We start from the raw sequence: 25,210 nt of genomic DNA on the forward strand, positions 1-25,210 counted from the left end.
ACAAAAAATAAGCCCTCGGCTGCAGAGGGCTTTCAAGGGATAACAGAATGGTCAAGGCCCGCGACATGGTGATCGCAAGTTGACCCGCACAGCGTGCCAACCCTTTGTGACAACATAATGACATTAGCAAATGCAATATGGCGAAATTTGCATGTTTGTAATTGTGATAATTGAGCACCCTTTAAATATTGTTTGTTATTCAGTCTGTTAGGTGTGATTGGCAGTGTGTTGGTGATGACAGGGGTGAAACTGTTTAACAAAACAGCAAGATTGGATTTGTACCATCCGCTGGTTTTCAACATTGAGGTGGAACATGAAGCGGATGCTGATCGCAAGCCTGCTTGTCGCCAGTGCATTGCTGGTGGCCTGCAGATCGAGTGACTCGAACAACAAGCAGGCTGCCCAGCCTGTGCCAGCCGAGAAGACCCCCAAGAATGTCATTTTCTTTCTGGGTGATGGCATGGGTATCAATACCCTGACTGCCAGCCGTATCTACGCCGTAGGCGAAGAGGGTGAGCTGACCATCGATACCATGCCAGAGACAGGCTTCATCAAAACCTATTCCAATGACTCACAAGTGACGGATTCCGCACCCTCCATGTCGGCTTACATGACGGGGGTGAAGATGAACAACGAAGTGATTTCGATGTCGTCTGACACCAAGGCCATCGAGCCTGATATGAAAGCCTTTACCAGCAAGTGTGGGGCGGCCAATGGTACCCCGGCCCAGACCTTTCTGGAGCTGGCCAAGGCAGCTGGCTGGGGCACTGGCGTGGTGACCACGACACGTGTCACCCATGCTACACCGGCTGCCACCTATGCCCATGCCTGCCATCGAGATGCCGAGGCTGACATCGCCGCGCAACTGGTACCAGGCGGGCAGGGCTTCAACAGCAAATTGGGTGATGGGGTGGATATTGTCCTGGGGGGCGGCAAGCAATATTTCGTGCCAGCAGAGGCCGGTGGTAAGCGCCAGGACAAGCGTGATCTGACTGCTGAGCTGAAAGCCAAGGGCTACGCCGTGGCATTGAGCCGCAGTGAATTCGACGCCATCGACCCTGCCAAAGCGGGCAAGGTGCTGGGACTGTTTGCTAACAGCCATCTGAGCTATGACCTCGATCGGGACAGCAGCAAGGAGCCCAGCCTGGCCGAGATGACCGTCAAGGCGATCACTACCCTGAAAAAGAACAAGGCTGGTTTTTTCCTGATGGTAGAAGGGGGCCGTATCGACCATGCGCTGCATGAAACTGTCGCCAAGAAAGCCCTGCAGGACACAGTCGCCTTTGATAATGCCATCAAAGCTGCCATCGACGAGATGAAAAAGACTGACCCAGAGTTGAAAAACACCTTGATCGTGGTCACCGCAGACCATGACCACACGTTGGTGCTGAACGGTTACGGCAAGCGCACTGGCAAGACCACGGCCACCAATCCCGGCATCCTCGGCCTGATGCGTGACTATAGCGATGGCAGCGTCGCCAAAGACAGTGATGGCAAGCCTTTTACCGTCCTTGGTTTTGGCAATGGCCACAATCGCGTGCCAGGTAACCGCAACAGCGCAGGCGACCTGACCGATGACATCGTATCGGCCAACACCTATGCACAAGAAGCGGCGATCCGGATCGGTAAGGATCAGGGCAGTGAAACCCATGGTGGCACCGATGTGTTCATCGGTGCGATGGGCATGGGCGCTGATCAGTTCAGCGGGTTCATGGACAACACCCAGGTATTCGGCCTGCTGCGTAGCGCAGCCGGTCTGTAAGCGCAGACAAAGGATTCATCATGAAACATACACCCACTCTGATTGCCACGGCCCTGGTCGCACTGTCGCTGCCCTTGTCTGCGCAGGCTGCGGGCGAGGCCAAGAACGTGATCTTCTTCGTCGGTGATGGCATGGGCCCCACCACTGTCACCGCCGCTCGTATCTATAAATATGGCGAGGCAGGGCAGCTGAATATGGAAAAGCTGTCGCGCACTGCGCGCATCAAAACCTTTTCGAATGATGCCCAGACCACCGACTCGGCCCCCTCGATGGCTGCCTATATGACGGGCGTGAAGATGAACAATGAAGTCATCTCAATGACCGCCGACACCAAAGCCATCACCCCAACGACAGCTCTGACCGGCAACTGTGGTGCCAATAATGGCAAGGCTGTGGAAACCATTCTCGAATTGGCCAAGGGTAAAGGCAAAGCAGTCGGTGCCATCACCACCACCCGCATCACCCATGCCACCCCGGCAGCCACCTACTCACATGTGTGCCATCGCGATGCGGAAAACGATATCGCTGTGCAGGCCGTACCTGGTGGCGCGGGCTACAACCCAGCCCTGAAGGATGGCCTGGATGTCCTGCTGGGTGGCGGTAAACAGTTTTTCGTGCCCAAGGCTGATGGCGGTGCCCGCCCAGATGGTCGGCATCTGGTCAATGAAATGAAGGCTGCTGGCTACACCTATGTTGAAACAGGCAGCGCATTGACTGCTGTGGATGGCAAGGCGGTGAATAAGCTGTTCGGCTTGTTCAACAAGAACCACATGGACTATGAGCTGGACCGGGTCAAGAAAAGCCTGGATCAGCCCAGCCTGGCGGACATGACCATCAAAGCGATCGATGTGTTGAGCAAGAACCCCAATGGCTATTTCCTGATGGTCGAAGGAGGGCGCATCGATCACGCATTGCATGGCACCAATGCCAAACGGGTCTTGGAGGACACCATCGCATTCGATGATGCCATCAAAGCAGCGCTGGCCAAGGTTGACCTCAGCAACACATTGTTGGTGTTCACGGCTGACCATGACCACACCATGACCATCAACGGCTACTCCCGCCGGGGCAATCCTATCCTCGACATTTCACGCAGCTATCGGGAAGCCGATTGTACTGACCCGAAAAACCCCAAGACCTGCAAAGCCAATACTGACGCAGATGGCAACACCTATACCACCTTGGTCTTCGGTAACGGCCCTAACCGCAAGGACATCCGCACCACCCTCACCTCGGGTGATACCGACAAGAGCATGGTGCTGCACGACGACTATATGCAGGAAACGGGCATCCGCCTGGGTTCGGAAACCCACGGTGGTGGCGACGTCATGCTTGGTGCGGGCGGCGCGGGCGCCAAAGGCTTCAAGGGCACGCTCGACAACACCAAGGTATTCGGGCTGCTGAAAGCGGCCATGGGCCTGTAATGAACGGCCTGCTGCCGGATTTTGTCTGGCGGCAGGCCTACCCTCTGCGGGCTGGCTCGAAGGCGGCCCTTGGTAGGGCCATGAAACCTGTCAACAGCATTTGGTATTAGAGAACATCAACCCATGAAACAACTCTGGATAGGACTGGTGCTGGCTGCATCGGCCCAAACTGTCAGCGCCACCACCGACCTGGCCGCCACCCTGAGCCATGAAACACAAGAGCTGACCAGCGAAGGCATCAGCCGGATCACTCGCTTTCAAGAACGCTTTCTGCGCACCAGCGACCAGGTGTGGACAGAGCGACTGGTCCCCCTACAAGCCCGCTTTGTCACCAGCGGCCACGTCCACACCAGCCGCTGCGGCAAACTGCATATGCTGCCAATGTCTGGCAAACTGATCACTCGACAAGCCAACGGCCAGCTGAAACTGCAATTTGTGCAACCCTTGAGCCAGACCGTCATTGACACCGAGGCCCGCGATTACCCCGAGATCGGCTTCGATAACGCCTGGGATCGTGCCTACTATCTGATCGACAAACAGGCGCTGCAACGCATGCGTAAGACATCTCGTCCATCCACCGCAGCCCATGCCAGCTGGTACGAGCAGGAAACCACCGGCCAATTCACCCGCGTGCTCTGGTCAGACCAATACCAGATCCCCCTGGTGATCGAATCCGGCACCAAAACCGGCACCCACCTCAGCCGCACCACCATCAACCTGGAAACCATGCCCGGTAAACAGATGCTGCCATGGAGCCAATTGACCAATATGCAGCATCGGGACTATGTTGATTTGTTGGATTAGCGTGGCCTTGTTGCAAAGGAATACGATAGGCCCAGTCACCCAATTGGAAAGCCCTGCCATGTAGGGCTTGTGGGGTGAAGCCAACGTTGGTAACAGGGATGCGATAGGCGCCCACAAGGAGAAAGGGGCCGGTTAAGGTGTGTCTTCAAGTAATTGTCATTACTCAAGAGGGGGTGGAATGTGCCAATATCTGCGATCCGATCCTTGATTGCTGCTAGAGCTAAAGAGCGTGATATCCAAAACTTACTGAAAAGCAATTTGGATCTGATAGGCCAGTCAGTTGCATTCGCTCCAATAAAGGATGAGTACATTGTCTTTTCGGAGTTCCCACTAGGAAACGGAAGTGTCGATTTTGTAGTATTTACTGATCGCTCAAGAATGGACGTTGTGTTGATCGAAATAAAAGGAGCTGATTTTCCATTCGTCAATTCAGATGGAAGAGTTCATGCTGATATAAATGAGGCAGCTCAGAAAATTCGCGAGCGCTACGCTTACATTAGATCCAATTACGAGTATTTTCGTCGAGAAGTACACTCAATTCGCAAGGAAGTTGAAGCGGGTAAACAACGTTACAATTCGTTACTTGGGCCAAATGGCTATCTCCATGTTGATCCAGAGAAAGATATTGATATAAAAGGTATAGTTATCGGTGGTACTACCCGGGATGATATGACAGAGAGCAGGATTCGGCATCAGCTAGAGATAGATAGCCCTCGTATTAAGTTTGAATCTTGGGATAGCTGGCTGAGAAAAAATGGAGGCGTGGGTGGGGAATTGTGCGATGCTTACGCCCAATAACTGAATCGACCAAGTTAACTGTTTTCACTTCCTCATGTGGTTATATTTCTGTAGTGTTTAAATAATTTAGGTCACCAAGTTAGACTATTCCTTCAATATTTTAGTTTCAAAACTTAGTTGGAGGAAATTGCTTTGTATATATGTAAAATCGCTTCAGTACTTCCAGCCACCGATCTGCACCCAGCGTTCCATCTGGTCCAGACGGTCCTGTCCCCAGAATGGCTCGTCGCCGACGAATACCCATGGCACACCGAAGACGCCTCGCTGAAATGCGACTTCGGTGGTCTGACGTAGTTTGTCTTTGACGTTTTGGTCGTTGAGTCCTTCGTGCAGGTATTCCCGATCGATGCCGAAGCGCTCGCCCAAGTCCAGTACGTAATCGCCATCGCTGATATCGTGGTCGGTGACCCAGTAGGCTTTCAGCAGGGCCAGTGCAATTTGCACCGCGACATCGGGTTTGTCTTCATACAGCCAGTAGAAGGCGCGGCAGGCGGCCAAGGGGTTGATCGGGAAGTGGCTGGGCCAGTTGAGTGGCATGCGGTGGTAGGCGGCGCAGCGCTTGGCATCTTGCATCATATAGGCGAGCTTGGGTTCGTTTTGTGGCGGGTTGTTCAGCAGCTTGAAGATGGCGCCGGTCAAGATGGGGCGCCAGACCAGAGTTTTGCCATTGCGCGCATCAAATCCATCCAGTCGGTTGGCGGCAATGTAGGAGTAAGGTGAGCTGAAATCGAAGTAGAAATCGATTGCCAATGACATAGCCGCCTCGTATTCGGGGAGTATATAGTCCTTAAATTAGCCTATCGTATCGAGATCACAAGAAAATACTCTTGGTGTGGTTTGGGCGCTGGTGGGTGGGATGGGTGCCGCGTTGATCAGCCTGGGTGGCGGGATGCTGATGACTGAGCCGGTGATGCTTTTACCACCGAGTCGAGAGGCGGTAACCCTAGGATATTCGATGGCTGGCAGGGGGCTGCTGGTCCGCCGGCTGTTGCAATCATGCCGCCAAGCTGGTCAATCGTTATCGTCGGGTAAAAGACGACAGGCGCGGTGGCGTGGGCCTGCACCTGTCTCTGTCAGCACTCACCAGGGTTTAAAGCCCCAGCTGATTCCACATTGCATCCACACGCTGCTTGATGTCGTCGCTCATCACAATGGGGGTTCCCCACTCGCGGCTGGTTTCGCCTTGCCATTTGTTGGTCGCGTCGATGCCCATCTTGGAGCCAAGCCCAGAGACCGGGCTGGCGAAATCGAGGTAATCGATTGGGGTGTGATCGACCAAGGTGGTGTCTCTTGTCGGATCAACCCGGGTGGTCATGGCCCAGATTACTTCCTTCCAGTCCCGGATGTTCACATCGTCATCGGTGACGATGATGAATTTGGTATACATGAACTGCCGCAGAAACGACCAGATACCAAACATCACCCGCTTGGCGTGGCCGGGGTAGGCTTTTTTGATGCTAACCACGGCCAGCCGATAGCTGCAGCCCTCAGGGGGCAGGTAGAAGTCGGTGATTTCAGGGAACTGCTTTTGCAGGATCGGCACGAATACCTCATTCAAGGCGACGCCGAGAATGGCCGGCTCGTCAGGTGGTTTGCCGGTGTAGGTGCTGTGGTAGATCGGGTTGCGGCGCATGGTGATGCGCTCGATGGTGAATACGGGAAAGGAATCCTGCTCGTTGTAGTAGCCAGTGTGGTCGCCATAAGGGCCTTCCAGCGCTGTTTCGCCAGGGTGGATGACGCCTTCGAGTACGATCTCACTGGATGCGGGTACTTGTAGATCCGAGCCGATGCATTTGACCAGCTCAGTCTTGGCGCCGCGTAACAATCCGGCGAATTGGTATTCACTCAGGCTGTCCGGCACTGGGGTGACCGCACCCAGGATGGTAGCCGGATCGCAGCCGAGCACGACGGCAATCGGGAACGGTTGCCCAGGGTTGGCTTGGCTATGTTCACGGAAATCCAGCGCGCCACCACGGTGGGCCAGCCAGCGCATGATGACCTTGTTAGGCCCCAACACCTGTTGACGATAGATGCCGAGGTTTTGCCGCGACTTGTGTGGGCCGCGTGTTACCACCAGGCCCCAGGTGATCAGCGGCGCCACGTCTCCTGGCCAGCAATGCTGGATGGGGATACGCGAGAGATCGACATCCTTGCCTTCCCACACGACCTCTTGGCAGGGGGCGCTACGTACCTCTTTGGGAGCCATGTTCAGCACTTGCTTCAACACCGGCCATTTTTCCCAGGCATCGCGCAGGCCCTTTGGTGGTTCTGGCTCTTTCAGGTAGGACAACAGCTTGCCTATCTCGCGTAGCGCCAGCACATTGTCCGCACCCATGCCCATGGCCACTCGCTTGGGTGTGCCAAACAAGTTGGCAAGCACGGGCATGCTGTGCCCCTTGACCTGCTCGAACAGGATGGCCGGGCCCTCAGCCCGCAGCACCCGGTCACAGATCTCAGTCATTTCGAGGTGGGTGGAGACTGGAGCCTGCACCCGTTTCAGTTCGCCCAGTTTTTCCAGCTGGGCGATGAAGTCGCGTAGGTCGTCGTATCTCATGCGTCGATCAGTGTTTGCCGGTGCTGCCGAAACCGCCAGCGCCTCGTTCGCTGCTGGCAAAGTCTTCCACGATGTTGAAGCCCACCTGCACGACCGGCACGATCACCAGCTGCGCAATACGCTCCATCGGGTTGATGGTGAAGGGCTCTTTGCCACGATTCCAGCACGAGACAAAAATCTGGCCTTGATAGTCGGAGTCGATCAGGCCAACCAAATTACCCAGCACGATACCGTGCTTATGGCCCAGACCCGAACGCGGCAGAATCATGGCTGCCAGCCCTGGGTCGGCCAGGTGGATGGCAATGCCGGTCGGGATCAGTTGCGTGTCGCCGGGGTTCAGCACCAACGCGCTGTCCAAGCAGGCGCGCAGATCCAATCCTGCAGCGCCTGGGGTGGCATAGGCAGGCAGGTTGTCTTGTAGGCGAGCGTCGAGAATCTTGACATCAATATTAGGCATGGGGGGTGATCATTCTTGCGATATGTTGAATCAGCTCGCGGGCGAGCACTTGCTTACTGGCTTTGGGCAGCGGGTGGTGACCGGCATCATCCAACAGGGTGATTTCATTGTCGTCAGCACCAAACGCAGCCTGGGCCAGATTGGCGACCAAGAGCGGCACCTTCTTACGGCGACGCTTTTCGTCGGCATACTGCAAGACATGCTGGCTTTCGGCAGCAAAGCCCACGCAGAAAGGCGCGGCAGGCAGGCTTGCCACAGTGGCCAGGATGTCCGGGTTCGGGGTCAGCTCGATGCTCAAATTGGCATCGCTCTTCTTGATCTTGTGTTCACTACGGTTTTTGACGGCATAGTCAGCCACAGCCGCCACACCAATGAAAATATCCGCCTTGCCGACATGCGCCAGCACCGCATCCAGCATTTGTTGGGCCGTGTTGACATCGACTCGCAGGCAACCAAGCGGGGCGGCAAGTGCCGTTGGGCCGCTGATCAGCGTGACCCGCGCCCCGGCTTCGACCGCTGCGCGTGCCACGGCGTAGCCCATCTTGCCTGAGCTGATGTTAGTAATGCCACGCACTGCATCAATCGGCTCGAATGTCGGCCCGGCAGTGATCAACACCTGCTTACCCGCCAGCGACTTGGGCTGGAAAACCCCCTCGGTCAGCTCGAACAGCGCCTCAGGCTCCAGCATGCGGCCATCGCCCACCTCGCCACAGGCTTGGTCGCCGTTACCAGGGCCGAGAATCACGACCCCATCTTGTTGCAGCAGCGCAATATTGCGCTGATTGGCTGGGTTTTCCCACATCTGCCGGTTCATGGCTGGGGCAATCAACAACGGACAATCACGCGCCGCACACAACGTCGATAACAGGTCGTCACACAAACCATTGGCCAGTTTGGCGATGAAATCAGCGCTGGCAGGGGCAATCAGGATCGCATCCGCCGCTCGTGAGAGGTCGATATGCGGCATGTTATTGCTGATACGCGCATCCCATTGATCCACGAAAACCGGCCTGCCAGACAAGCCTTGAAAGGTCACCGGGCCGACAAAATGCGTGGCTGCCTCACTCATGGCCACCTGCACGGTGTAACCCGCTTTGTTGAACAGCCGCGTCAACTCGGCTGATTTGTAAGCAGCAATACCGCCGGTGATACCCAAAAGAAGATGTCGTGACATGAAATCCACCTCATTGATAGGGCGTGAGTGTAATGCAAGCCGCCTGTCGGCGCATGGGGAATCCTGCCAATTGAATCTAGAATGAAGCCAAGGAGGTCGCCATGCCCATCACCGACTGGCCCGCCGACGAGCGCCCACGTGAAAAACTACTGCAGAAAGGCCCGGCCAGCTTGTCGGATGCCGAACTGCTGGCGATTTTCCTGCGTACCGGCGTGGTCGGTAAAAGCGCGGTGGATCTGGCGCGGGAATGCCTGGGCCGGTTTGGCAGCCTGCGTGGCTTGTTCGCCGCCACTGAAACCCAGCTGTGTGCAATCCATGGCATGGGACAGGCCAAATATGTACAGCTGCAAGCCGTGCTGGAAATGGCGCGGCGGGCGCTGGCGGAAGAGCTGCGTGAGGCCCCGCTGTTGAATTCACCTGAGCGGGTACGACATTATTTGACCTTGCAGCTGTCTGGCTTGCCAGTCGAGGTGTTCTGGGGGCTGTTCTTGAACACCCAGAATCGCCTGATCTGCAGTGAAGAGCTGTTCCGTGGCACCCTGTCACAAACCAGCGTCTACCCGCGTGAAGTGGTGAAACGGGCCTTGGCATTGAATGCCTCCGCAGTGCTGTTCGCGCACAACCACCCATCGGGCGTGGCGGAACCCAGCCAGGAAGACCGCCAGCTGACCCTGGTTTTGAAACAGGCCTTGGCGCTGGTGGATGTACACGTATTGGATCATTTCATCGTGGCTGGCAATGTCGTCACCTCGTTTTCCGAGCATGGATTATTGTGACGCAATCCTGTTGTCATTCAGCGTTTTAGGCTGTCTCCATTTTTTACCATATCCCCCGAACCGCCCAGCACAGCAAGGGTTTGCGGGTCATGGGCCGGTGTGCAGGCTGATTTTTGTTTGAAATCAGTATTGAGCAATGCCAAAAAGGTATGGTATAAATCGGGTTTTTTCCGAGTCGGGAGTCAAAATCATGGCGCGAGTATGCCAAGTTACCGGGAAAGCCCCGATGGTCGGGAACAATGTTTCCCACGCCAATAACAAGACCAAGCGTCGTTTCCTGCCTAACCTGCAGTCGCGTCGCTTCTGGGTCGAGAGTGAAAACCGCTGGGTGCGTCTGCGTGTTAGCAACGCAGGCCTGCGCCTGATCGACAAGAAGGGCATCGAAGTCGTTCTGGCCGAGCTGCGCGAGAGCGGCGAAATCTAACCCGCCGCAACCACTGAAAAAAGGCTGAACCATCATGCGCGAAAAGATCAAACTGGAATCCACCGCTGGTACAGGTCATTTCTACACGACCACCAAGAACAAGCGTACCATGCCGGAAAAGATGGAAATCAAGAAGTTCGACCCGGTTGCACGTAAGCACGTTGCTTACAAGGAAACCAAACTGAAGTAATTCAGTTTCGAACTCAAGGTTCCCGAACAAACCCGTTGGCGTTGGCCGGCGGGTTTTGTTTTTTGGAAAATGCTTATGTTTCAACGCAATTAATTAATTATTTTCATATGCAAGTTTGCATGTAATTGGTGTGTCACTTAGAGCCTGATACTATCCATACAGGGGATCGTCCCCTTGTCATTTGATGCTGCCTTCTGGGGCTTGAATCGAGTGGCCTCCAAACGCCAGTCAATTTTGTGGCGTAGGTGATGCCGCTCAAAGGGCCACATCAACAATCTCAGTGTTGTACATCCTGCATGGGTGTCTTTGATGAAGCCGGAAACACTCGTTGTCGCGACCGTTCAAGTTGCCTGCAAGCTAGGTGACCGTGACGGCAATCTTGCGAATGCTGAACAATATATCCTGCAAGCGGTTGAACAAGGTGCCAGGCTGGTGCTGTTGCCTGAGATGATGCCCGGTGGTTATACGCTCAACGAATCAGTCTGGGAAACAGCGGAGCCGTTCGATGGTCCCTCCACGCGGTGGATGCGTGCGCTGTCCAAACGTTCTGGTATCTACCTGGGAACCAGCTTTCTTGAGGCCGATGGCGAGCATTTCTATAACACCTTTGTTTTGAGCGGCCCGGCTGGTGAGGTGGTTGCTCGCGTCAGGAAAGCACCTCCCGCTTCCTTTGAGGCATATTTCTTTACTGGTGGGGATGATTGTCATTGGTTTGATACCCCGATAGGCCGGATTGGAGTGGGCATCTGCTTTGAGAATGCGCTTTATGAGCGCTATGCGGAGCTTCATCACGCGAAAATCGATCTGTACTTGCGGCCATTTTCCGGGGCATCCTTTGAAGCCAAATTTCCGGTGCGGCAACGTGATGCGGATGTCCTCAACGCCGCTTTACGCGATGGCACCGCCGAGACGGCTCGGTTGATGGGTATACCTGTGCTCATGGCAAACAAGGTTGGCCGTCTGGTCAGTACGCTGCCCGCAGGTTTTCCTCCGCAAGATATTGAGTTTCCAGGGTTCAGCGCCATTGCAGACAGTGATGGAGCGTTGGTGGGGCAACTCTCGTCCGGGCAGCAAGGGGTGGTGGTTGGTACGGTTCATCTCCTGCCAGAACGAAAGCGCACCGCACTGGTGCCACGCGCATTTGGGCGATGGACAGCAAAAATGCCTTGGTGGGCATTCATTTGGACACTCACCCAGAAGATGGGCGAACGGGCCTACGCCAAGAGTGATTTACGGAAGGCGAAGGCACGTGCAGTGGCACAGGTAATTGATTCTGCGGTGGGCCAGGTTGCGGTGAGTGCGTAGACGTAGTCGTGTTTTTTGTCAGCCCATGTGGAGCCGGGCCTTGGAGCGCTTGCCGGTTTTGATGTGATAGTCAGTGTCTTGTAAGACGTCGTCAATAATAGTCACCCAATTCTTTGATTTGATTTGGGTTATGAATTTATAGCCGTATATGGCCAGCTGTGTGTGGTGTTGAGCGCGGCTGTCGATATGGCCTTTCCGGGTTTCGTTCACCCAATCGCCAGATCATATCTTTATCTTGTCTGTCGGCATCAGGGCGTGTAGCCAGTTGGCTGCGGGTCAGCCCTGTTTGAGCACAGTACCTTCAGTCGTTGGTGGGGTTCACCATGCCAAGCCATTTTTTCTGACTGCTCATTCATTGATTGTGCCGTGTATTTGCTCAGGCTGACCGAGCCTGAGGACGAATCAAACCTGAATGCGTTGGAAAACAAGGCAGACGGGGGAAAGGACAATAAGGTGGGTACGATTCTGATTGTAGGTAGGGGTAGCAGCGCTGCTGAGTTGATGCGACCGGAGATGTTGGGCCGTCAACCTGCAGTGACGCGTTTGCCTGGTCCAGTATCGGTAATCAAGTCCGCATTGCCCGGCGCATCGTTGGTTGTACTGTGCGCCAGGGCGGGTGATGAAGAGGAGGTGGCTCAATTGGGGCATTGGGTACGGGCCGCTTCCCCCATGGCCCGACTGATGCTGGTTGCCGATGTGTCTTGCGAAGCGCTGGCGGTGACAGCGTTGCGAGCGGGGTTTCAGGAATACTTGGTCTGGCCGGTTGATCGGTTGGTGTTGTGTCAGGCGGTGGCGGGTTTGCAGCGGCCTGGCCTGGATATGGAGCCCATCAAGCCGCGTGTGCCGGTGCTGCCCTCATTGATTGGGCAATCCACCTGTATGCAACAGCTTCGGGCACGTATCGAACGGCTGGCCAAAGTGGATGCCACGGTGCTGTTGGTGGGTGAGACCGGCACGGGCAAAGATCTGGTTGCGCGTCATTTGCATGAATCCAGCCACCGACAAGGGGGGCCGTTTGTGGCGCTCAACTGCGCGGCGCTGCCAGATGGCCTGCTGGAGAGTGAGCTGTTTGGACATGAGCGCGGTGCGTTCACCGGTGCGCATCAGCCCTACAAAGGCAAGGTGCGCTTGGCGGAGGGGGGCACACTGTTTCTGGATGAAATCGGAGACATGCCGCTGCCCGCGCAGGCCAAGTTGTTGCGCCTGCTTGAAAACCGCGAGGTGTTTGCGATTGGTGCCAGTGCGGTGTGTCAGGTCAATATCCGCTTGGTTGCCGCTACCAACCACCAACTGGAGCACCGGGTCGCGGACGGGCTGTTCAGGCAGGATCTGTATTACCGGCTCAATGTGGCGCGGCTGCTCTTGCCCACCTTGCGTCAGCGGCGGGAGGACATCGAGGCACTGGCCCATGGTTTTCTGCAGGATTTGGCAAACCATCACCACCAACCTCCTTGTCGATTGACCGTGGCGGCCAGGCAGGCACTGATGCGCTACAGTTGGCCTGGCAATGTCAGGGAGTTGCGGAACGTGTTGGAGTCGGCGGTGTTGATGGCCGAGCGCGATGTGATCGATGTGGGGGATTTGGGGTATTTGGCGGCCAACCAAGTCGCGGTGCAAGATGAGCACGCCACGCATCTTGAAGAGCGGACGCTGTTGCTACGTACACTGAACCAGACCCGCTGGAACAAGTCTGAAGCGGCGCTGAGGTTGAATTGGTCACGTATGACCTTGTATCGCAAATTGGCCAAGTACGAGCTGAGCCCGCCAGATGATGGTATGCCAGGGGTGAGCGTGTAACCGCAAGTCGGCCACCGCATCGGACAATGGAAAAAGCCCGGCATGGCAGCCAGGGCTTTTTCTTTGTTGCAGATGCTTACAGCAGGCGGAAGGCCAGGATGGCGATCACCGTGGGGGGCAAAGCTGCGATCAGCAGGCCCAGCGGGTGAACCGCGCCATCTTCGAAGTGCCCACGCAAAATGGCGATGCCCGCAGGATTGGGCGCATTGGCGATGATGGTCAACCCGCCACCGGTCACCGCGCCGGTGACCAAAGCATATTTGAACTCGTCGGACAAGCCCTCGACCAATGAGCCCAGGTAGGTCAGCGCCGCGTTGTCTGTGACAGCGGTGAGCAACGTGGCACCAAAATACACGGCATCGGCATTCATCTTCATCAACAGCGGCTGCAACCACCACTGCTGCTGTCCTCCCAATACCACCAAGCCCGCCAGAAAGAATGCCACCAGCAGCCCTTCGCGCAGGATCAGCCGATCCTGATGACGTTCATAGGCGTGCGCCACCCCCAGAAAGAACAGGAACAGGCTCAGAAACACCGCAGGGTGATGGGCGAATGCCACGACCCCGACCATGAACAGCAGATGTACCACCACCAATGCGACGGGGACAGGCGGCTGGTCTGTTTGGCCCGATTGGTCTGACAGACCGGCCAGCTCTTTGCGGAACAACACCGCAGCGGAAAAGGCATTGAACAGGACAGCGATGGCCGCTTTCCAGCCGATCTGCGTGGCCATGAACAGTAGATCCCAGTTCCAGGTGCTGGCCACCATCAGCACCGGGGGCGCGGCAAAGGGCGTCAAGGTGCCGCCGATCGAGATGTTCACGAACAGCACGCCCAGCGTCACATACATGAATTGCGTCGATGGCTTCTGGCTGAAGTAGCGATCTCGCAGCACCAATGCAGCCAAGGTCATGGCGGCGGGCTCGGTGATGAATGAGCCGAGAATCGGCACCATCGACAACACGACAAAGTAGTGCGCCATATTGCGCGGCAGCGGAACAAAAGCGGCCACAGTCCGCACGCAGACCATGGCCAGCTGCAGGATCGGGCGTGTGCCAGCGATGACCATGATGGCAAATACGAACATTGGTTCAGTGAAGTTGCGGCTGTCGATATAAGCGGTGGCGGTGGCTTTGTCATGCACTGCGAACATGAACAGCATCAGAACCATGGCCCAAAAGCCGAAGACGACCTCTACCTCGCCCAGCAGGTGGAACAGACCGGCATGCTCTGGGCGCCGGTGTGCCAAGCGTTCAAAGAATTTGGTCGAGAAGGTGTGGATGAGGGCAATGGCAAACAATGCTGCGCCAATCATCTGGATGGTTGTTGGATTCACTGCTCATTACCTGTCTGGGGCGCGACTGCGCCTGATGGCCAAAAAAGGGGCTGACCCCGCATATCAATGAAAGACCGGCTACCGCGAATATGGTTTCATGCATGCGTGCGGCCATGGCTGGCGCCTGTCTGGGTACCGCAATGGCGTGCTGTTTATACAGGGTGACGAGCCTTGCGGGCGGCGCCGCAGCATGGCTTGCCATTGAGTTGGGCGTGCCATCTGGGGTTGAACCCGTCGCCTGGTTGACGACTGTATCAGCCATTGTAACGGGGTAGCTCATCGTAGCGGGGGTGGGGGAATCATCGATTGTCAACGGCAGGTATCGGGGGGCGGATGTGACAGATCTGTCACATGCTGATGCAGGGATATGGCTGATGGCACGTATCCAATCCTGCCCGGTGTCACATCCGATGTGACAAGGGCACTGTCACATCAGCATTCGATAAAATGCTGATCGTTTTTATGGTGTTGAAAATAAACATAAATTTTGATTTATTTGTGTGGGCATGACCCTTGCTTGGGTAGATTTCATCCCCAGGATAAGGAGCTGACGGTGGAACCCAAGTCCAAATCCAATCCAGCAGGGACATTCGAAACCGATCGGCGGGAACGGCGTTATGCCAACCATCTGCAGGTGGGTTACAACCATGCGGAATTCCTGCTGGACTTCGGCCAGCTGTATGAGGACTCCACCGGCCCCTTGATCCACACCCGCCTTGTCACCGGCCCAGAGCAATTGAAGGCCATGACCCAGTTGATGCAGCGGTGCGTTGAGGAATACGAGGACAAATATGGGTTGATCGACAGCCCATTGGAGCACTGAACAAGGAGAGCATCCGTGGCAGGTTTCACCAGCGTATCGGCGGCAGGGCGGAGCATCCAGCGCCTGCTGCAGATCCGGTTTGCGGAAGAGCACCCACTGGCTACGCCTATGCAGCCTGCTCCCAATCCGATCACGGTGGCAATCGTCCGGACAGAGGACTTGGTGCCCGCCACCTTTGCCCAGCAGACCCAGCGGCCTGCGCTGACAATCTTTCTGTATCGCGTCGATTTCAACAAAACCATGCGTGCCGCCTGGTCGGCGGTGGGCAGCTATGACGGGCGCTCCCATCTCGCGCTCGACCTGCATTTTCTGCTGACCGCCTGGGCGGACGTGGCTGAGAACGAGCACCGTATTCTAGGCCGGGCCATGCAGGCCATCGAGGACACACCGATCGTTTCCGGCCCGCTACTGGCGGGGGCGGCAGACTGGGCGGCAAATGAGAGCCTGCAGCTGGTGCTGGAGGAAATCGACACCGAGTCACTGATGCGTATTTTTGACTCGCTGCCCATCGATTATCACCTCAGCGTGCCTTACATCGCCCGTGTGGTGCGGGTGGACGGCAGAGTGCAGCCACGCGAGCCTGCAGTGGTCACGGCTGTATCAGGCAGCCGCCCGACAACGGAGGCGCTGTGAATCAGTTTGTGCGCCATGAATATAGCGAGTCCACCCACCGGCTGGCCCTGGGTGTGGAAACCTGGGATGCCGCCCGCCAACAGCCGGTGCTGACTCCGTTGTGGGTGGGGTTTGACGATGTTTTGCTGGGGCATGTCAGGCCGCTGTTCGATCTGCACCCCTCCAACCGGTATGCCTTGCGCTATGACAGCTGGCTGGCCAGCCAGGCGCGGCAGATCGATATCCGGCTGATGGATGCAATGGACGAGCGGGTGTCGATCGAGCGGTCTGGGCGGCGCTATGTGCCAAGACGGTTGCGCATCACCGTGCCCACCCTGGCGGCGGCAGAGAGCAACCCGCCGTCAGGCCGAGGCTGCCAGCCCTGGCTGTATCCGGGGGCTACATATCCGCTCTCTCAGACTGCTACCGGGCTGCGTGCGCGGGTGATGCGTGCAGCGGCGGGGCCTTTGCCCAGGCGGCCTGCCCGCTGGGTGCGGGTGGTGGCCACCCTCCCGGCAGGCAGCGCGATTGCCGACGTTGCTGAATTGAATGCCCTGCCATCGGCCCGAGTGGTCGGGCGGGCCATGGGTGATGATCGTGGTGAATTTCTGCTGCTGGTTCCGCCTGCTGCGGCACAGGCCGGCACAGCAGCCAGCATGCCAGTCAGATTGATCGTGCTGGCCCGCGTTGAGCAAGCGGTACCGGCAGATCGCCCCGATCTGCCGACGATAGACCCCTGTTGGGATCTGCCGGTTGAAACGCCCGCCTCGTTGGCGGTAACAGACGCGGTACTGCGGGGTGAAACGACAACAGCGGGTTTTGCCATTGTGGCGCAGCGTGAAATCAGCCTGCCTTTGGGGCGGTTGTTGAGAGGCGTGGCGGATATCGAGATCTGATCGGGGCTACCCGTCGGAAAATGGCTTGGCCACCTGTTTGGTTGGCCGGGCGTGATGTGAAGACAGACCGGGGCATCAAACGCCATCTCGGTCATGGCTGGGCGGCCACCTCGTCAGAGCGCGCAGCCAGCCATCGATGGCAACTGGGCTCCACCAAGACTGATCGTTCAATTGGAAAGGAGACGTCGATGCCCGAATATCTCTCACCCGGGGTCTATGTCGAGGAAGTCAGCTTCCGCGCCAAATCGCTGGAAGGCGTGCCGACCAGCACCACTGGCTTTGCCGGTATGACCCAGTATGGCCCGGTCTATTACCCTGGCGGCCCAAGAAACTGTGAACCACGTCTGATCACCAGCTTCACCGAATTCGAGCGGGTCTACGGCGGGCTGGAGCGATTCTCTCCTGGCGGCGATCTGCGCGAGAGCTATCTGGCGCATGCAGCCCGTGCGTTCTTCCTCAACGGGGGGCAGCGTCTTTATGTCTCGCGGGTGTATGTGCAGAGCAACCCTGGTATCGATGGTGGGGGCAACCCGACCTATGACGGCTGTGCCAGCCGCACAGTGGCGGTGGGGGCGGCCAACGCCATCTGGCGGGCACGCTGGCCAGGGGCGCTGGGGAATGTGCATGTGGCAGTACGGCTGGTGCGCAGCAAGCTGGTTCCGGTGACGGTCAATGGCGCTGTACAGCTCAAGGGCATCGCCCATGGCGCCACCATCGAGGTCTTTGCTGCTGGCACCGCTGCTGCCAATCTGCCGGGTGGGGCGGCCTATGCGGTGCAAGAGGCGCGGTTCGCAGTGACGACCATCACGGCGGGCGTGCAATCGTTCGCCGGCAGCGGTGGCGCAGTGGTGTTGAATCTCACTGACATAGTGTTCCTGGTCGAGATGCAGGTGGTGGTGACGGTGACCGACGAGCGTCAGGATGTCTATGACGAGCTGTCTGGCCACCCCAGCCAGAAACGCTACATCGGCAAGATCCTGCAACTGGATGATCCAGAAGACGAAAATGCCACAGTCTGGCTCAGCTGGGCGCCCAGCGCCGATGCGTTCGACGCGGTGCGGCTGATGCTGGCCTTGGCCGCCAATGCCAGTCCGCGCCTGCAGAATGGTGGTGATGGCGATCTGGCTGGCCCGGATGAGCTGAATGGCGAGCCTGCCGACCCGGACAATGCCAGTGTCAAAGCCACCGGGCTGGAGGCCCTGGGTGAAATCGACGACATTGCCATCGTCGCCCTGCCGGATGCAGGCGATCTGGTCGATTCCGACACATCGGCTGCGGCAGCGCAACTGCTGATCGCCCATGCCGAGAACCTGCGTTATCGCATTGCCGTGCTGGATGCGCCACCTCAGTCCTCGCTCAACGAGATCCGTGCGTTCCGGGGCCGTTTCGACAGCAAATATGCGGCGCTCTACCACCCCTGGATCGAAATACTCGACCCCACCGAGCGCGCCAGCCAAGGTGCACCACAGCGTCGCTTGATGCTGCCGCCATCGGGCTTTGTGTGTGGCATCTATGCCCGTAGTGATATCGAACGCGGCGTGCACAAAGCACCCGCCAACGAGGTGGTGCGAGGGTTGACGCGCTTCGAGGCCAACATCAACAAGGGGCGTCAGGACGTGCTGAACCCAGAAGGGGTGAACTGCCTGCGCTTCTTCGAAGGCCGTGGCAGCCGGGTATGGGGCGCTCGCACCATCAGCTCTGACCCGGAATGGAAATATGTGAACGTGCGGCGGCTGTTCATCTACATCGAGCATACCCTCGACAAAGGCTCGCAATGGGCGGTGTTCGAGCCGAACAACGAACGGCTGTGGGCCAACATCCGGCGCATGGTCGAGGACTTCCTGTTGGTGTTGTGGCGAGATGGCGCGTTACTGGGCGAAAAGCCAGAGCAAGCCTATTTCGTGCGCTGTGATCGCACCACCATGACCCAGAACGATCTCGACAATGGCCGCATGATCTGCCTGGTGGGCATCGCCCCGGTCAAGCCCGCCGAATTCGTGATCTTCCGGGTTGGGCAGTGGACGGCAGACGCCAAGCGCTGAGTAGATCAATGGGGTCGGTCACAGGCCGGCACGACGGAGTTCTAGCGGGAGATGCAAGATGGCAACCATGCGCGACAACCCTTACGGCGCGTTCAACTATACCGTGTCGCTCGGTGAGGGCGACGAGGCCAGTGTGGTGGCGGGTTTTTCCGATGTCAGTGGGCTGGGGAACGAGCAGAACTATTCCGAATACCGCAATGGCAACGAAAAATTCAACACCGTACGCAAGATTCCCAACACCTTCAAAAACGACGATGTGACGCTGAAACGTGGATTGATCGGCTCAACAGACCTGTTTGAATGGATCAAGCGGGTGCGCGAAGGCGTCTATGAGCCCAGGCAGGTCACCGTCACCTTGCTGGATGAGGCCCGCCAGCCGGTGGCTACTTTCCGGCTGCGCAATGCCCAGCCCAAGAAGTGGACAGGCCCGACCCTGGCCGCCAAAGGTGGTGGCGAGGTGGCGATGGAAGAGCTGCAATTGGTGCATGAGGGGATTGATTTTCAATGAGGAGCATCATCAACGGAAGAATCGGTGGTGTGGGGTGTCCCGGTCTGCCGCTTAGCTGGTCGCGACAACGCCGATGTGGAGTGCATGCGCTTGCGTTCAACCATGGTGGCAGGCGGGTGCGTTCCGCTGTGCCCCACAAGAAACGGAAATTGGAGGGACATCATGTATCAAGCGTATTGCAAAGTGGCGACCGGTAACGGTTGCGAACAGGTCGGCACCGGCTGGCTTCCACCCATGCCGGACCTGCGGGACTACACGGATCAGCATGCCGAGATCGCGGGCATGGCCAAGAAACTCAAGGTCACTGCGGCGGCCCCGGCATTGCCGGCAACGGTGGATCTGAGCAGCTTCTGCTCACCGATCGAAAACCAGATGGGTTTGGGCTCCTGCACTGCTCATGCGGCCATGGGTGTGGTGGAGTATTTCGAGCGGCGTGCCTTTGGCAAACACATCGATGGCTCGCGCCTGTTCGTCTACAAGACCACGCGTAATCTGATGAAGGTGACTGGTGATACTGGCGCTTGGCTGCGTTTCACCATGGGGGCGCTGGCCCTGTGTGGTGTGCCGGAAGAGCAATACTGGCCCTATACCGATGGCCCGGCTTTTGATAATGAGCCTGGTGGTTTCGTGTATGCGGTGGCGGATAATTTCGAAGCCTTGAAATACTTCTGCCACGATCCAATCGGTGCCGGGGTCGCAAAGCCAGCCTTGTTGGCCAGCATCAAGAAATACCTGGCGGCTGGTGTGCCGTCGATGTTCGGCTTCTTCGGTTTTCCATCCAGTAAAGATACCAATGTCATTGGCGCTTTCCCGTTTCCCTGTCCTGGGGAAAGGGCTATCTGGGGGCATGCAGTGGTAGCCATTGGCTATGACGATGCGCTCAAGATCACCAACACCCGCTGTAACAAGACCACCACTGGTGCGTTCAAGATCCGTAACTCATGGGGCGCCACCTGGGGTAATGCTGGTTATGGTTGGCTGCCTTATGAATACGTGCTGCAGGGTTGTGCGATCGACTTCTGGTCGCTGCTCAAAATGGAATGGGTGGACACCAAACAATTCGGGTTATGAGTGATCATGCTACGCGAACTGCCCATTGAGCTGGGGGCACCTGGGCTGTATAGCCTTCCCCCCGAGCCGATCCGTCGCCTGACCGGTCAGCGCATGGATGTCTGCGCCTTTGTTGGCGTGGCACCGCGCGGGCCGTGTCGGGTGCCTTGTGTGGATCAGACGGCGGCCTTGGCCAATGATTGGTCGATGTGCGACCCGGCCCGCCCTCGTCAGCGCAGTGTGGCGCAGGCCGTGGAAAGCTTTGATGAATATCGGCGTGCATATGGTGGGTTTGAAGGCCCTGGTCTCCTGCCATATGCTGTGGCGAGCTTTTTCGAGCAGGGTGGACGCCGAGCGTACATCGTGCGCATCGTGCATGATGATGGTGCACTGGCTGATCCCTACACCGCCACGGCGCATGGTCGCTTGGCCGGGGTGATGGGTGTCAGGCATCTGCATGCGCGTAGTGAGGGGCAGTGGGGTAACCTGCTGCAGGCACAGCTGAGCTTTCAGACTCGACCCGTGCAGGGCAGCGTGCTATCGACCAGCGAGCTGCGACTGAACCCCGCAGAGCAGATCGAGCCCGGTAGCCTGCTCCGGTTACGGCTGGCTAATGGCCAACGCGAATTGCGCTTTGTAGCGGACATGGTGTGGCGTGGTGACCCGACTCGACCTCGGCGCCACCGGGTGGTCAGGCTGGAGCTACCTGCCAGCGATACGATCATGCGGGCGGAATTGGTCGAGGCCAGTCTGGCTGTGCAGGATGGGGTCGGTGGCAGCGAGCTGTTCCAGCAGTTGGGGCTGCATGTTGATCACCCGCGCTGGCTGGCGACTGTGCTCTGTCAACGGTCCACCTTGCTATGGCCGGACATTGCCTGGGCCGGGGCGCGGCTCACTCCGCAAGATGCCTGGCTGCGCACCATCGAGCCAGTCATGCCACAGTTTTCCGGTGGGCAGGATCGTTTCCCCGATATCGTCCATGCCGACTTTTTTGACACTCATTGGTCACCCACCGCTGAGGGGTGGTTCAGCGGCGTGCACTGCGTAGCCACCTGGCCAGATATCACCCAACTGGTGGTGCCCGACCTGTACCAGCCCCAGCCTTTGCCGCCGGTCACCAGTCTGTTCGAGCCCTCGCTGGCCGGGCCGGTATTTGCTGATTGTGTGGCCCCACCCCCCTTGCCGGTCAGTGAGACCAACACCATCGGCCTGCCCGGGCTGGCCCTGTCGCCCACGCTGTCTGGCAATCTCGACCGGATCATCGCGCTACAGACCGAGCTGCTCGATTTTGTCACGCAGACACAAGATCACATCGTGCTGCTGGATGTGCCCCCCGGCCTGACTACCCATGCCTTGCTGGCATGGCGTAGCCACTTTGACACGCCTTATGCCGCAGCCTATCACCCCTGGCTGACCGTGGCGCGCAGCGACGACGCCCGTGACGGATTGGTAGCCATTCCACCCAGCGCAGTGGCCGCTGGGGTGATTGCCGACCGAGAGACCAGGCTGGGTGTGCCGGCAGGGCCGGCCAACGAGATCGCCGCCGAGGTGGTGCAGGTGGCGGTGACAGTTGCCCCGCGTGAACACGACCGGCTGCACCCGCTGGGTATCAACATCTATCAACAAGAACGCGATGGCGTCAGGCTGACCGCAGCGCGCACCCTGTCGCTCGATCTGCAATGGCGACAATTGTCGGTGCGGCGGCTGGTGTTGATGCTCCGGCGCACCTTGTACCGTGAAATGCAATGGGCGGTATTCGAGCCCAATACACCGGCGCTGCGCCGCCAGCTCCGGTGGATGATCGAGAGCTATCTGGGGCGGCTGTTTCGATTAGGCGCTTTCAAAGGCGCGACCGAGCAGGAGGCGTTTTTTGTGCGCTGTGATGACAGCCTGAACCCACCCTATCGTATCGACAACGGACAGCTGGTCTGCGAGGTGGGCGTGGCCCCGGCAGAGCCGATTGAATTCATCGTGCTTCGCATTCTGCGTGAGGGCGATGGCACCTTGCTGCTGGAGGAACGCTGATGGCCGATCTGTTCATGCGGTCATTCCGCTTTCAGGTCACTTTGCGCAAAAGCCCAGAGGCAGTGGCTGGCGAGGCGGGCACGGCCAGCGACCCCAATCAAGGCAGCGAGCCGCCAGCCGGTGGTGCGGCGCTCGGCAATGGCGCATTTCAAGAGGTCAGCGGCTTGGAAGTGACCATGGACGTGGCGGATTACCTGGAAGGTGGCCGCAACGATGGCTTGATCAGGCGGGCGGGCCGTGCCCGCTATGTGCCGATCGTGCTCAAGCGTGGCATGTTTTATGCGGCTGACGACGATGGTAATGCCAGCCAGCTGAACAAGGATTTATGGCAATGGCTACAGAGCGTGGTCAGCGGGCAGCGCCCGATCCCACGCTATGACGGGCTGATCGAGGTGATGGGCAAGCATAACGATGACATCGTCGCCACTTGGGCTTTCACCCGTGGCCTGCCCACCCGCATCAAAGGCCCGGAGCTGAATGGCAAGACAGGCGAGATTGCGATCGAAGAATTGCAGATCGCGCATGAGGGCTTGCGGTTGTTGTAGGTGCGGCGCGGTTGACCTGTTACCGGATCACTGGTGCTTTGAAAGGAGCGGACATCATGAAAATCGCGATTGATCCAGGGCATGGCATGAGTAACAAGCAGCCTGGGGTATACGACCCAGGGGCGATGCATCGTGAGAATGGTTTCAGCTATCAGGAGGCGGACATCGCGCTGCGTTATGGCTTGAGTCTGCGTGATGTCATCCGGGCGCGGGGGCATCAGGTGTTCATGACGCGGGATGATGCCACCGACCACATGCCGGTGGGCAAGCGTGCGGCGGCGGCCAAGGCGGCAGGCTGCCAGACCTTGGTGTCGTTGCATCTCAACGATGCGGAGGTGGATACCGCACATGGGCTGGAAGTGCTCTACCGCGATGACAAGGTGCTGGCAGAGAAACTACAGGCCAGATTGGTGCAAGTGACGGGACTACGTGATCGCGGCGCCAAACCACGTCCCGATCTGGCAGTGTTGAAATTTGCTGGATTGGCGGTATTGGTGGAATTGGGCTTCATCGCCAATGACGGCGATCGGAACACACTGCTCGACCCGGCCATGCGGGAGAAAATCTGTGAAGCCATCGCAGATATCGTGCTGTCCTGACCAGCTGGGTTGACCCACGATGGAACTGAAAAAAGCCACCTTGGTTGAAATCGGCACCGGGCAGAATGCCCAGCCGGTGGGCACACCGATTGCTGTGCAGTTCAACCCGACTTCGCTCAGGCTGCAGATGAGCAATCGCAGCGAAGGCGGTGAGCAGCCTGGGCGCCAGGCGCGGCAGTATGTCGGTTCGGGTTCGACCACCTTGTCGTTGGAGCTGGTGTTCGACACGGCGGATGAAGGGCAGACCGAGCTGCCGCGCTCGGTGCTGGAACGCACCGTCGAGATCGAGCGTTTCATCAAGCCACAAGGGGCGGCAGGACAGACCCAGGCGCCACCTCGGGTTCGATTCCACTGGGGATCGCTGACATTGGATGGTGTCATCGACAGCCTGAATGTCGATCTCGACCACTTCGCGGCGGATGGTACCCCGTTGCGCGCCAAGGTGTCGTTGTCGATCAAAGGCCAAGATCCGGCCTATGAATTCAACCAGGTCGGCCCTGGCGCCACCGACACCAGCGGCGCCCCGGTGGCGGGTGGTAGCGCCAGCGGCCTGCCAGGTGGCATGGGTAATGCCCTGTCCGGGGCGCTGGGCGCATTGGGGGCGGTCAATTCGGCCTTGAGCAGCCTCAGCCAAGTGGGGCAGGCGGTGACCCAGGCGCTGAGTGGTGAAAGCCTGGCCCAGCTGGCCCAGCGGGCTGGTTTGGATACCGCTGCCTGGCGTGCGTTGGCCAATGGCATCAGCAACCCGTTGGGCTTGTCCGCTGGGCAGGAAGTCACCTTACCGAAGGCCAATGCAACAGGTGGCCCTGGTGTCACTCAGGCGGCGACCAGCCAAGCAGTGCCACCCTTGTTGGCTGCCCCGGCAGCAGGCAGCCAGGCCCAGCGTGATCAGGGTTATGCGCTGGCCCGTGCCGGTGGCGTGGGGGGCGCACTGACGGCGCAGAAGCAGAGCCAAGCCCTACAGGCTGTCAGCACTGCGAAACAGACCTTTCCTGGCGCGGGGGGGAGTGCCCTGGCGGCGGCGGTGGGCGGCGCACCGGCCCCAGTCAATCAAAGCCAACGTAGCGACCCCCGAGCCGACAGCTTTGGCGCCGGGGTGCCTTTGCGCTCCACTGTGGGCGGGGCGGTAGAGGCACGAGCCAATCTGCTGACAGGCCAGGCGGATCGACGGCGTAGCAGCAACCTGCCGCCCCAGACCACCGACCCGACCATACCGGGCTGGCAGGCATTGCCGATCGGTGAAACCGGTGCCCTGCCAACCAGTAAGCCACGCCCATGTGATTGTGGCTGCCAACCCCATGCATCATGA

General features: G+C 58.2%; 24 protein-coding genes. 19 read left to right on the top strand and 5 right to left on the bottom strand.

Going from position 1 to position 25,210, the window contains the following annotated elements; all coding sequences use genetic code 11:
• The first annotated feature begins 313 nt into the window (after positions 1 to 313).
• The 4 genes from HNQ59_RS11740 (at position 314) to HNQ59_RS11755 (ending at position 4,788) form a co-directional block, all read left to right on the top strand.
• The gene (locus HNQ59_RS11740) at positions 314 to 1,762 is read left to right on the top strand and encodes an alkaline phosphatase (RefSeq protein ID WP_184039417.1); all 1,449 of its coding nucleotides are present in this window, start codon (positions 314 to 316) and stop codon (positions 1,760 to 1,762) included.
• Positions 1,763 to 1,782: 20 nt separating this feature from the next.
• Positions 1,783 to 3,186 carry an alkaline phosphatase gene (locus HNQ59_RS11745; protein WP_184039419.1) on the top strand — a complete coding sequence of 468 codons (1,404 nt, stop codon included), beginning with the start codon at positions 1,783 to 1,785 and terminating at the stop codon, positions 3,184 to 3,186.
• Between the two features lie 123 nt (positions 3,187 to 3,309).
• A complete protein-coding gene (locus HNQ59_RS11750; RefSeq protein ID WP_184039421.1) occupies positions 3,310 to 3,990 on the top strand; it encodes a hypothetical protein in 681 nt (226 codons plus the stop codon).
• 204 nt (positions 3,991 to 4,194) lie between these two features.
• Positions 4,195 to 4,788, top strand: coding sequence for a Shedu immune nuclease family protein (locus HNQ59_RS11755; protein ID WP_184039424.1), 594 nt, complete (start codon positions 4,195 to 4,197; stop codon positions 4,786 to 4,788).
• A gap of 153 nt (positions 4,789 to 4,941) precedes the next feature.
• Here the strand turns inward: HNQ59_RS11755 and HNQ59_RS11760 are convergent, their stop codons facing one another.
• The 4 genes from HNQ59_RS11760 to coaBC all read right to left on the bottom strand — a co-directional run bounded on the left by HNQ59_RS11760 (position 4,942) and on the right by coaBC (position 8,973).
• A complete protein-coding gene (locus HNQ59_RS11760) occupies positions 4,942 to 5,544 on the bottom strand; it encodes a 2-hydroxychromene-2-carboxylate isomerase (protein WP_184039427.1) in 603 nt (200 codons plus the stop codon).
• A gap of 334 nt (positions 5,545 to 5,878) precedes the next feature.
• Positions 5,879 to 7,342, bottom strand: a complete 1,464-nt coding sequence (gene ubiD / locus HNQ59_RS11765; RefSeq protein WP_184039430.1) for a 4-hydroxy-3-polyprenylbenzoate decarboxylase — start codon at positions 7,340 to 7,342, stop codon at positions 5,879 to 5,881.
• Positions 7,343 to 7,349: 7 nt separating this feature from the next.
• Positions 7,350 to 7,799, bottom strand: a complete 450-nt coding sequence (gene dut, locus HNQ59_RS11770; RefSeq protein WP_184039433.1) for a dUTP diphosphatase — start codon at positions 7,797 to 7,799, stop codon at positions 7,350 to 7,352.
• A complete protein-coding gene (gene coaBC / locus HNQ59_RS11775) occupies positions 7,792 to 8,973 on the bottom strand; it encodes a bifunctional phosphopantothenoylcysteine decarboxylase/phosphopantothenate--cysteine ligase CoaBC (RefSeq protein WP_184039436.1) in 1,182 nt (393 codons plus the stop codon). Before coaBC ends, dut begins: the two co-directional genes overlap by 8 nt.
• A 101-nt stretch (positions 8,974 to 9,074) precedes the next feature.
• On the opposite strand from coaBC, the gene radC reads away from it, so the two are divergent.
• From radC to HNQ59_RS11800, 5 genes are all read left to right on the top strand, one after another.
• Entirely contained in the window at positions 9,075 to 9,749 is a 675-nt protein-coding gene (radC, locus tag HNQ59_RS11780) for a RadC family protein (protein WP_184039438.1), read from the top strand.
• Positions 9,750 to 9,939: 190 nt separating this feature from the next.
• Positions 9,940 to 10,173, top strand: a complete 234-nt coding sequence (gene rpmB / locus HNQ59_RS11785) for a 50S ribosomal protein L28 (RefSeq protein ID WP_184039441.1) — start codon at positions 9,940 to 9,942, stop codon at positions 10,171 to 10,173.
• Positions 10,174 to 10,207: 34 nt separating this feature from the next.
• A complete protein-coding gene (rpmG, locus tag HNQ59_RS11790; protein ID WP_072427662.1) occupies positions 10,208 to 10,363 on the top strand; it encodes a 50S ribosomal protein L33 in 156 nt (51 codons plus the stop codon).
• 309 nt (positions 10,364 to 10,672) lie between these two features.
• On the top strand, positions 10,673 to 11,668 hold the full coding sequence (locus tag HNQ59_RS11795; protein WP_184039444.1) for a carbon-nitrogen hydrolase family protein: 996 nt from the start codon (positions 10,673 to 10,675) through the stop codon (positions 11,666 to 11,668).
• Between the two features lie 366 nt (positions 11,669 to 12,034).
• Positions 12,035 to 13,465 (top strand): sigma 54-interacting transcriptional regulator, encoded by a 1,431-nt coding sequence (locus tag HNQ59_RS11800; RefSeq protein WP_184039447.1) that lies wholly within the window; start codon positions 12,035 to 12,037, stop codon positions 13,463 to 13,465.
• Positions 13,466 to 13,541: 76 nt separating this feature from the next.
• On the opposite strand, the gene HNQ59_RS11805 is transcribed toward HNQ59_RS11800, so the two are convergent.
• Positions 13,542 to 14,780: a putative Na+/H+ antiporter gene (locus HNQ59_RS11805; protein ID WP_184039672.1), complete on the bottom strand. Its 1,239-nt coding sequence runs from the start codon at positions 14,778 to 14,780 to the stop codon at positions 13,542 to 13,544.
• A gap of 574 nt (positions 14,781 to 15,354) precedes the next feature.
• Between HNQ59_RS11805 and HNQ59_RS11810 the strand changes: the two genes are divergently transcribed.
• The 10 genes from HNQ59_RS11810 (at position 15,355) to HNQ59_RS11855 (ending at position 25,210) form a co-directional block, all read left to right on the top strand.
• On the top strand, positions 15,355 to 15,624 hold the full coding sequence (locus HNQ59_RS11810; RefSeq protein WP_184039450.1) for a DUF3467 domain-containing protein: 270 nt from the start codon (positions 15,355 to 15,357) through the stop codon (positions 15,622 to 15,624).
• Between the two features lie 15 nt (positions 15,625 to 15,639).
• Positions 15,640 to 16,257, top strand: a complete 618-nt coding sequence (locus HNQ59_RS11815) for a Pvc16 family protein (protein WP_184039453.1) — start codon at positions 15,640 to 15,642, stop codon at positions 16,255 to 16,257.
• Positions 16,254 to 17,132: a hypothetical protein gene (locus tag HNQ59_RS11820; protein WP_184039456.1), complete on the top strand. Its 879-nt coding sequence runs from the start codon at positions 16,254 to 16,256 to the stop codon at positions 17,130 to 17,132. Before HNQ59_RS11815 ends, HNQ59_RS11820 begins: the two co-directional genes overlap by 4 nt.
• A 188-nt stretch (positions 17,133 to 17,320) precedes the next feature.
• Positions 17,321 to 19,174 carry a phage tail sheath subtilisin-like domain-containing protein gene (locus tag HNQ59_RS11825; protein ID WP_184039457.1) on the top strand — a complete coding sequence of 618 codons (1,854 nt, stop codon included), beginning with the start codon at positions 17,321 to 17,323 and terminating at the stop codon, positions 19,172 to 19,174.
• Positions 19,175 to 19,232: 58 nt separating this feature from the next.
• The gene (locus tag HNQ59_RS11830; RefSeq protein WP_184039459.1) at positions 19,233 to 19,682 is read left to right on the top strand and encodes a phage tail protein; all 450 of its coding nucleotides are present in this window, start codon (positions 19,233 to 19,235) and stop codon (positions 19,680 to 19,682) included.
• Between the two features lie 162 nt (positions 19,683 to 19,844).
• On the top strand, positions 19,845 to 20,753 hold the full coding sequence (locus HNQ59_RS11835; RefSeq protein WP_184039461.1) for a C1 family peptidase: 909 nt from the start codon (positions 19,845 to 19,847) through the stop codon (positions 20,751 to 20,753).
• A gap of 6 nt (positions 20,754 to 20,759) precedes the next feature.
• A complete protein-coding gene (locus HNQ59_RS11840) occupies positions 20,760 to 22,757 on the top strand; it encodes a phage tail sheath C-terminal domain-containing protein (protein ID WP_184039463.1) in 1,998 nt (665 codons plus the stop codon).
• Positions 22,757 to 23,302: a phage tail protein gene (locus HNQ59_RS11845; protein WP_184039465.1), complete on the top strand. Its 546-nt coding sequence runs from the start codon at positions 22,757 to 22,759 to the stop codon at positions 23,300 to 23,302. Before HNQ59_RS11840 ends, HNQ59_RS11845 begins: the two co-directional genes overlap by 1 nt.
• A 56-nt stretch (positions 23,303 to 23,358) precedes the next feature.
• Positions 23,359 to 23,901: an N-acetylmuramoyl-L-alanine amidase gene (locus HNQ59_RS11850; RefSeq protein WP_184039467.1), complete on the top strand. Its 543-nt coding sequence runs from the start codon at positions 23,359 to 23,361 to the stop codon at positions 23,899 to 23,901.
• Positions 23,902 to 23,920: 19 nt separating this feature from the next.
• Complete coding sequence (locus HNQ59_RS11855; RefSeq protein ID WP_184039469.1) at positions 23,921 to 25,210, top strand: CIS tube protein; 1,290 nt, start codon at positions 23,921 to 23,923, stop codon at positions 25,208 to 25,210.

This window comes from Chitinivorax tropicus, from assembly GCF_014202905.1.
Taxonomy (GTDB): domain Bacteria; phylum Pseudomonadota; class Gammaproteobacteria; order Burkholderiales; family SCOH01; genus Chitinivorax; species Chitinivorax tropicus.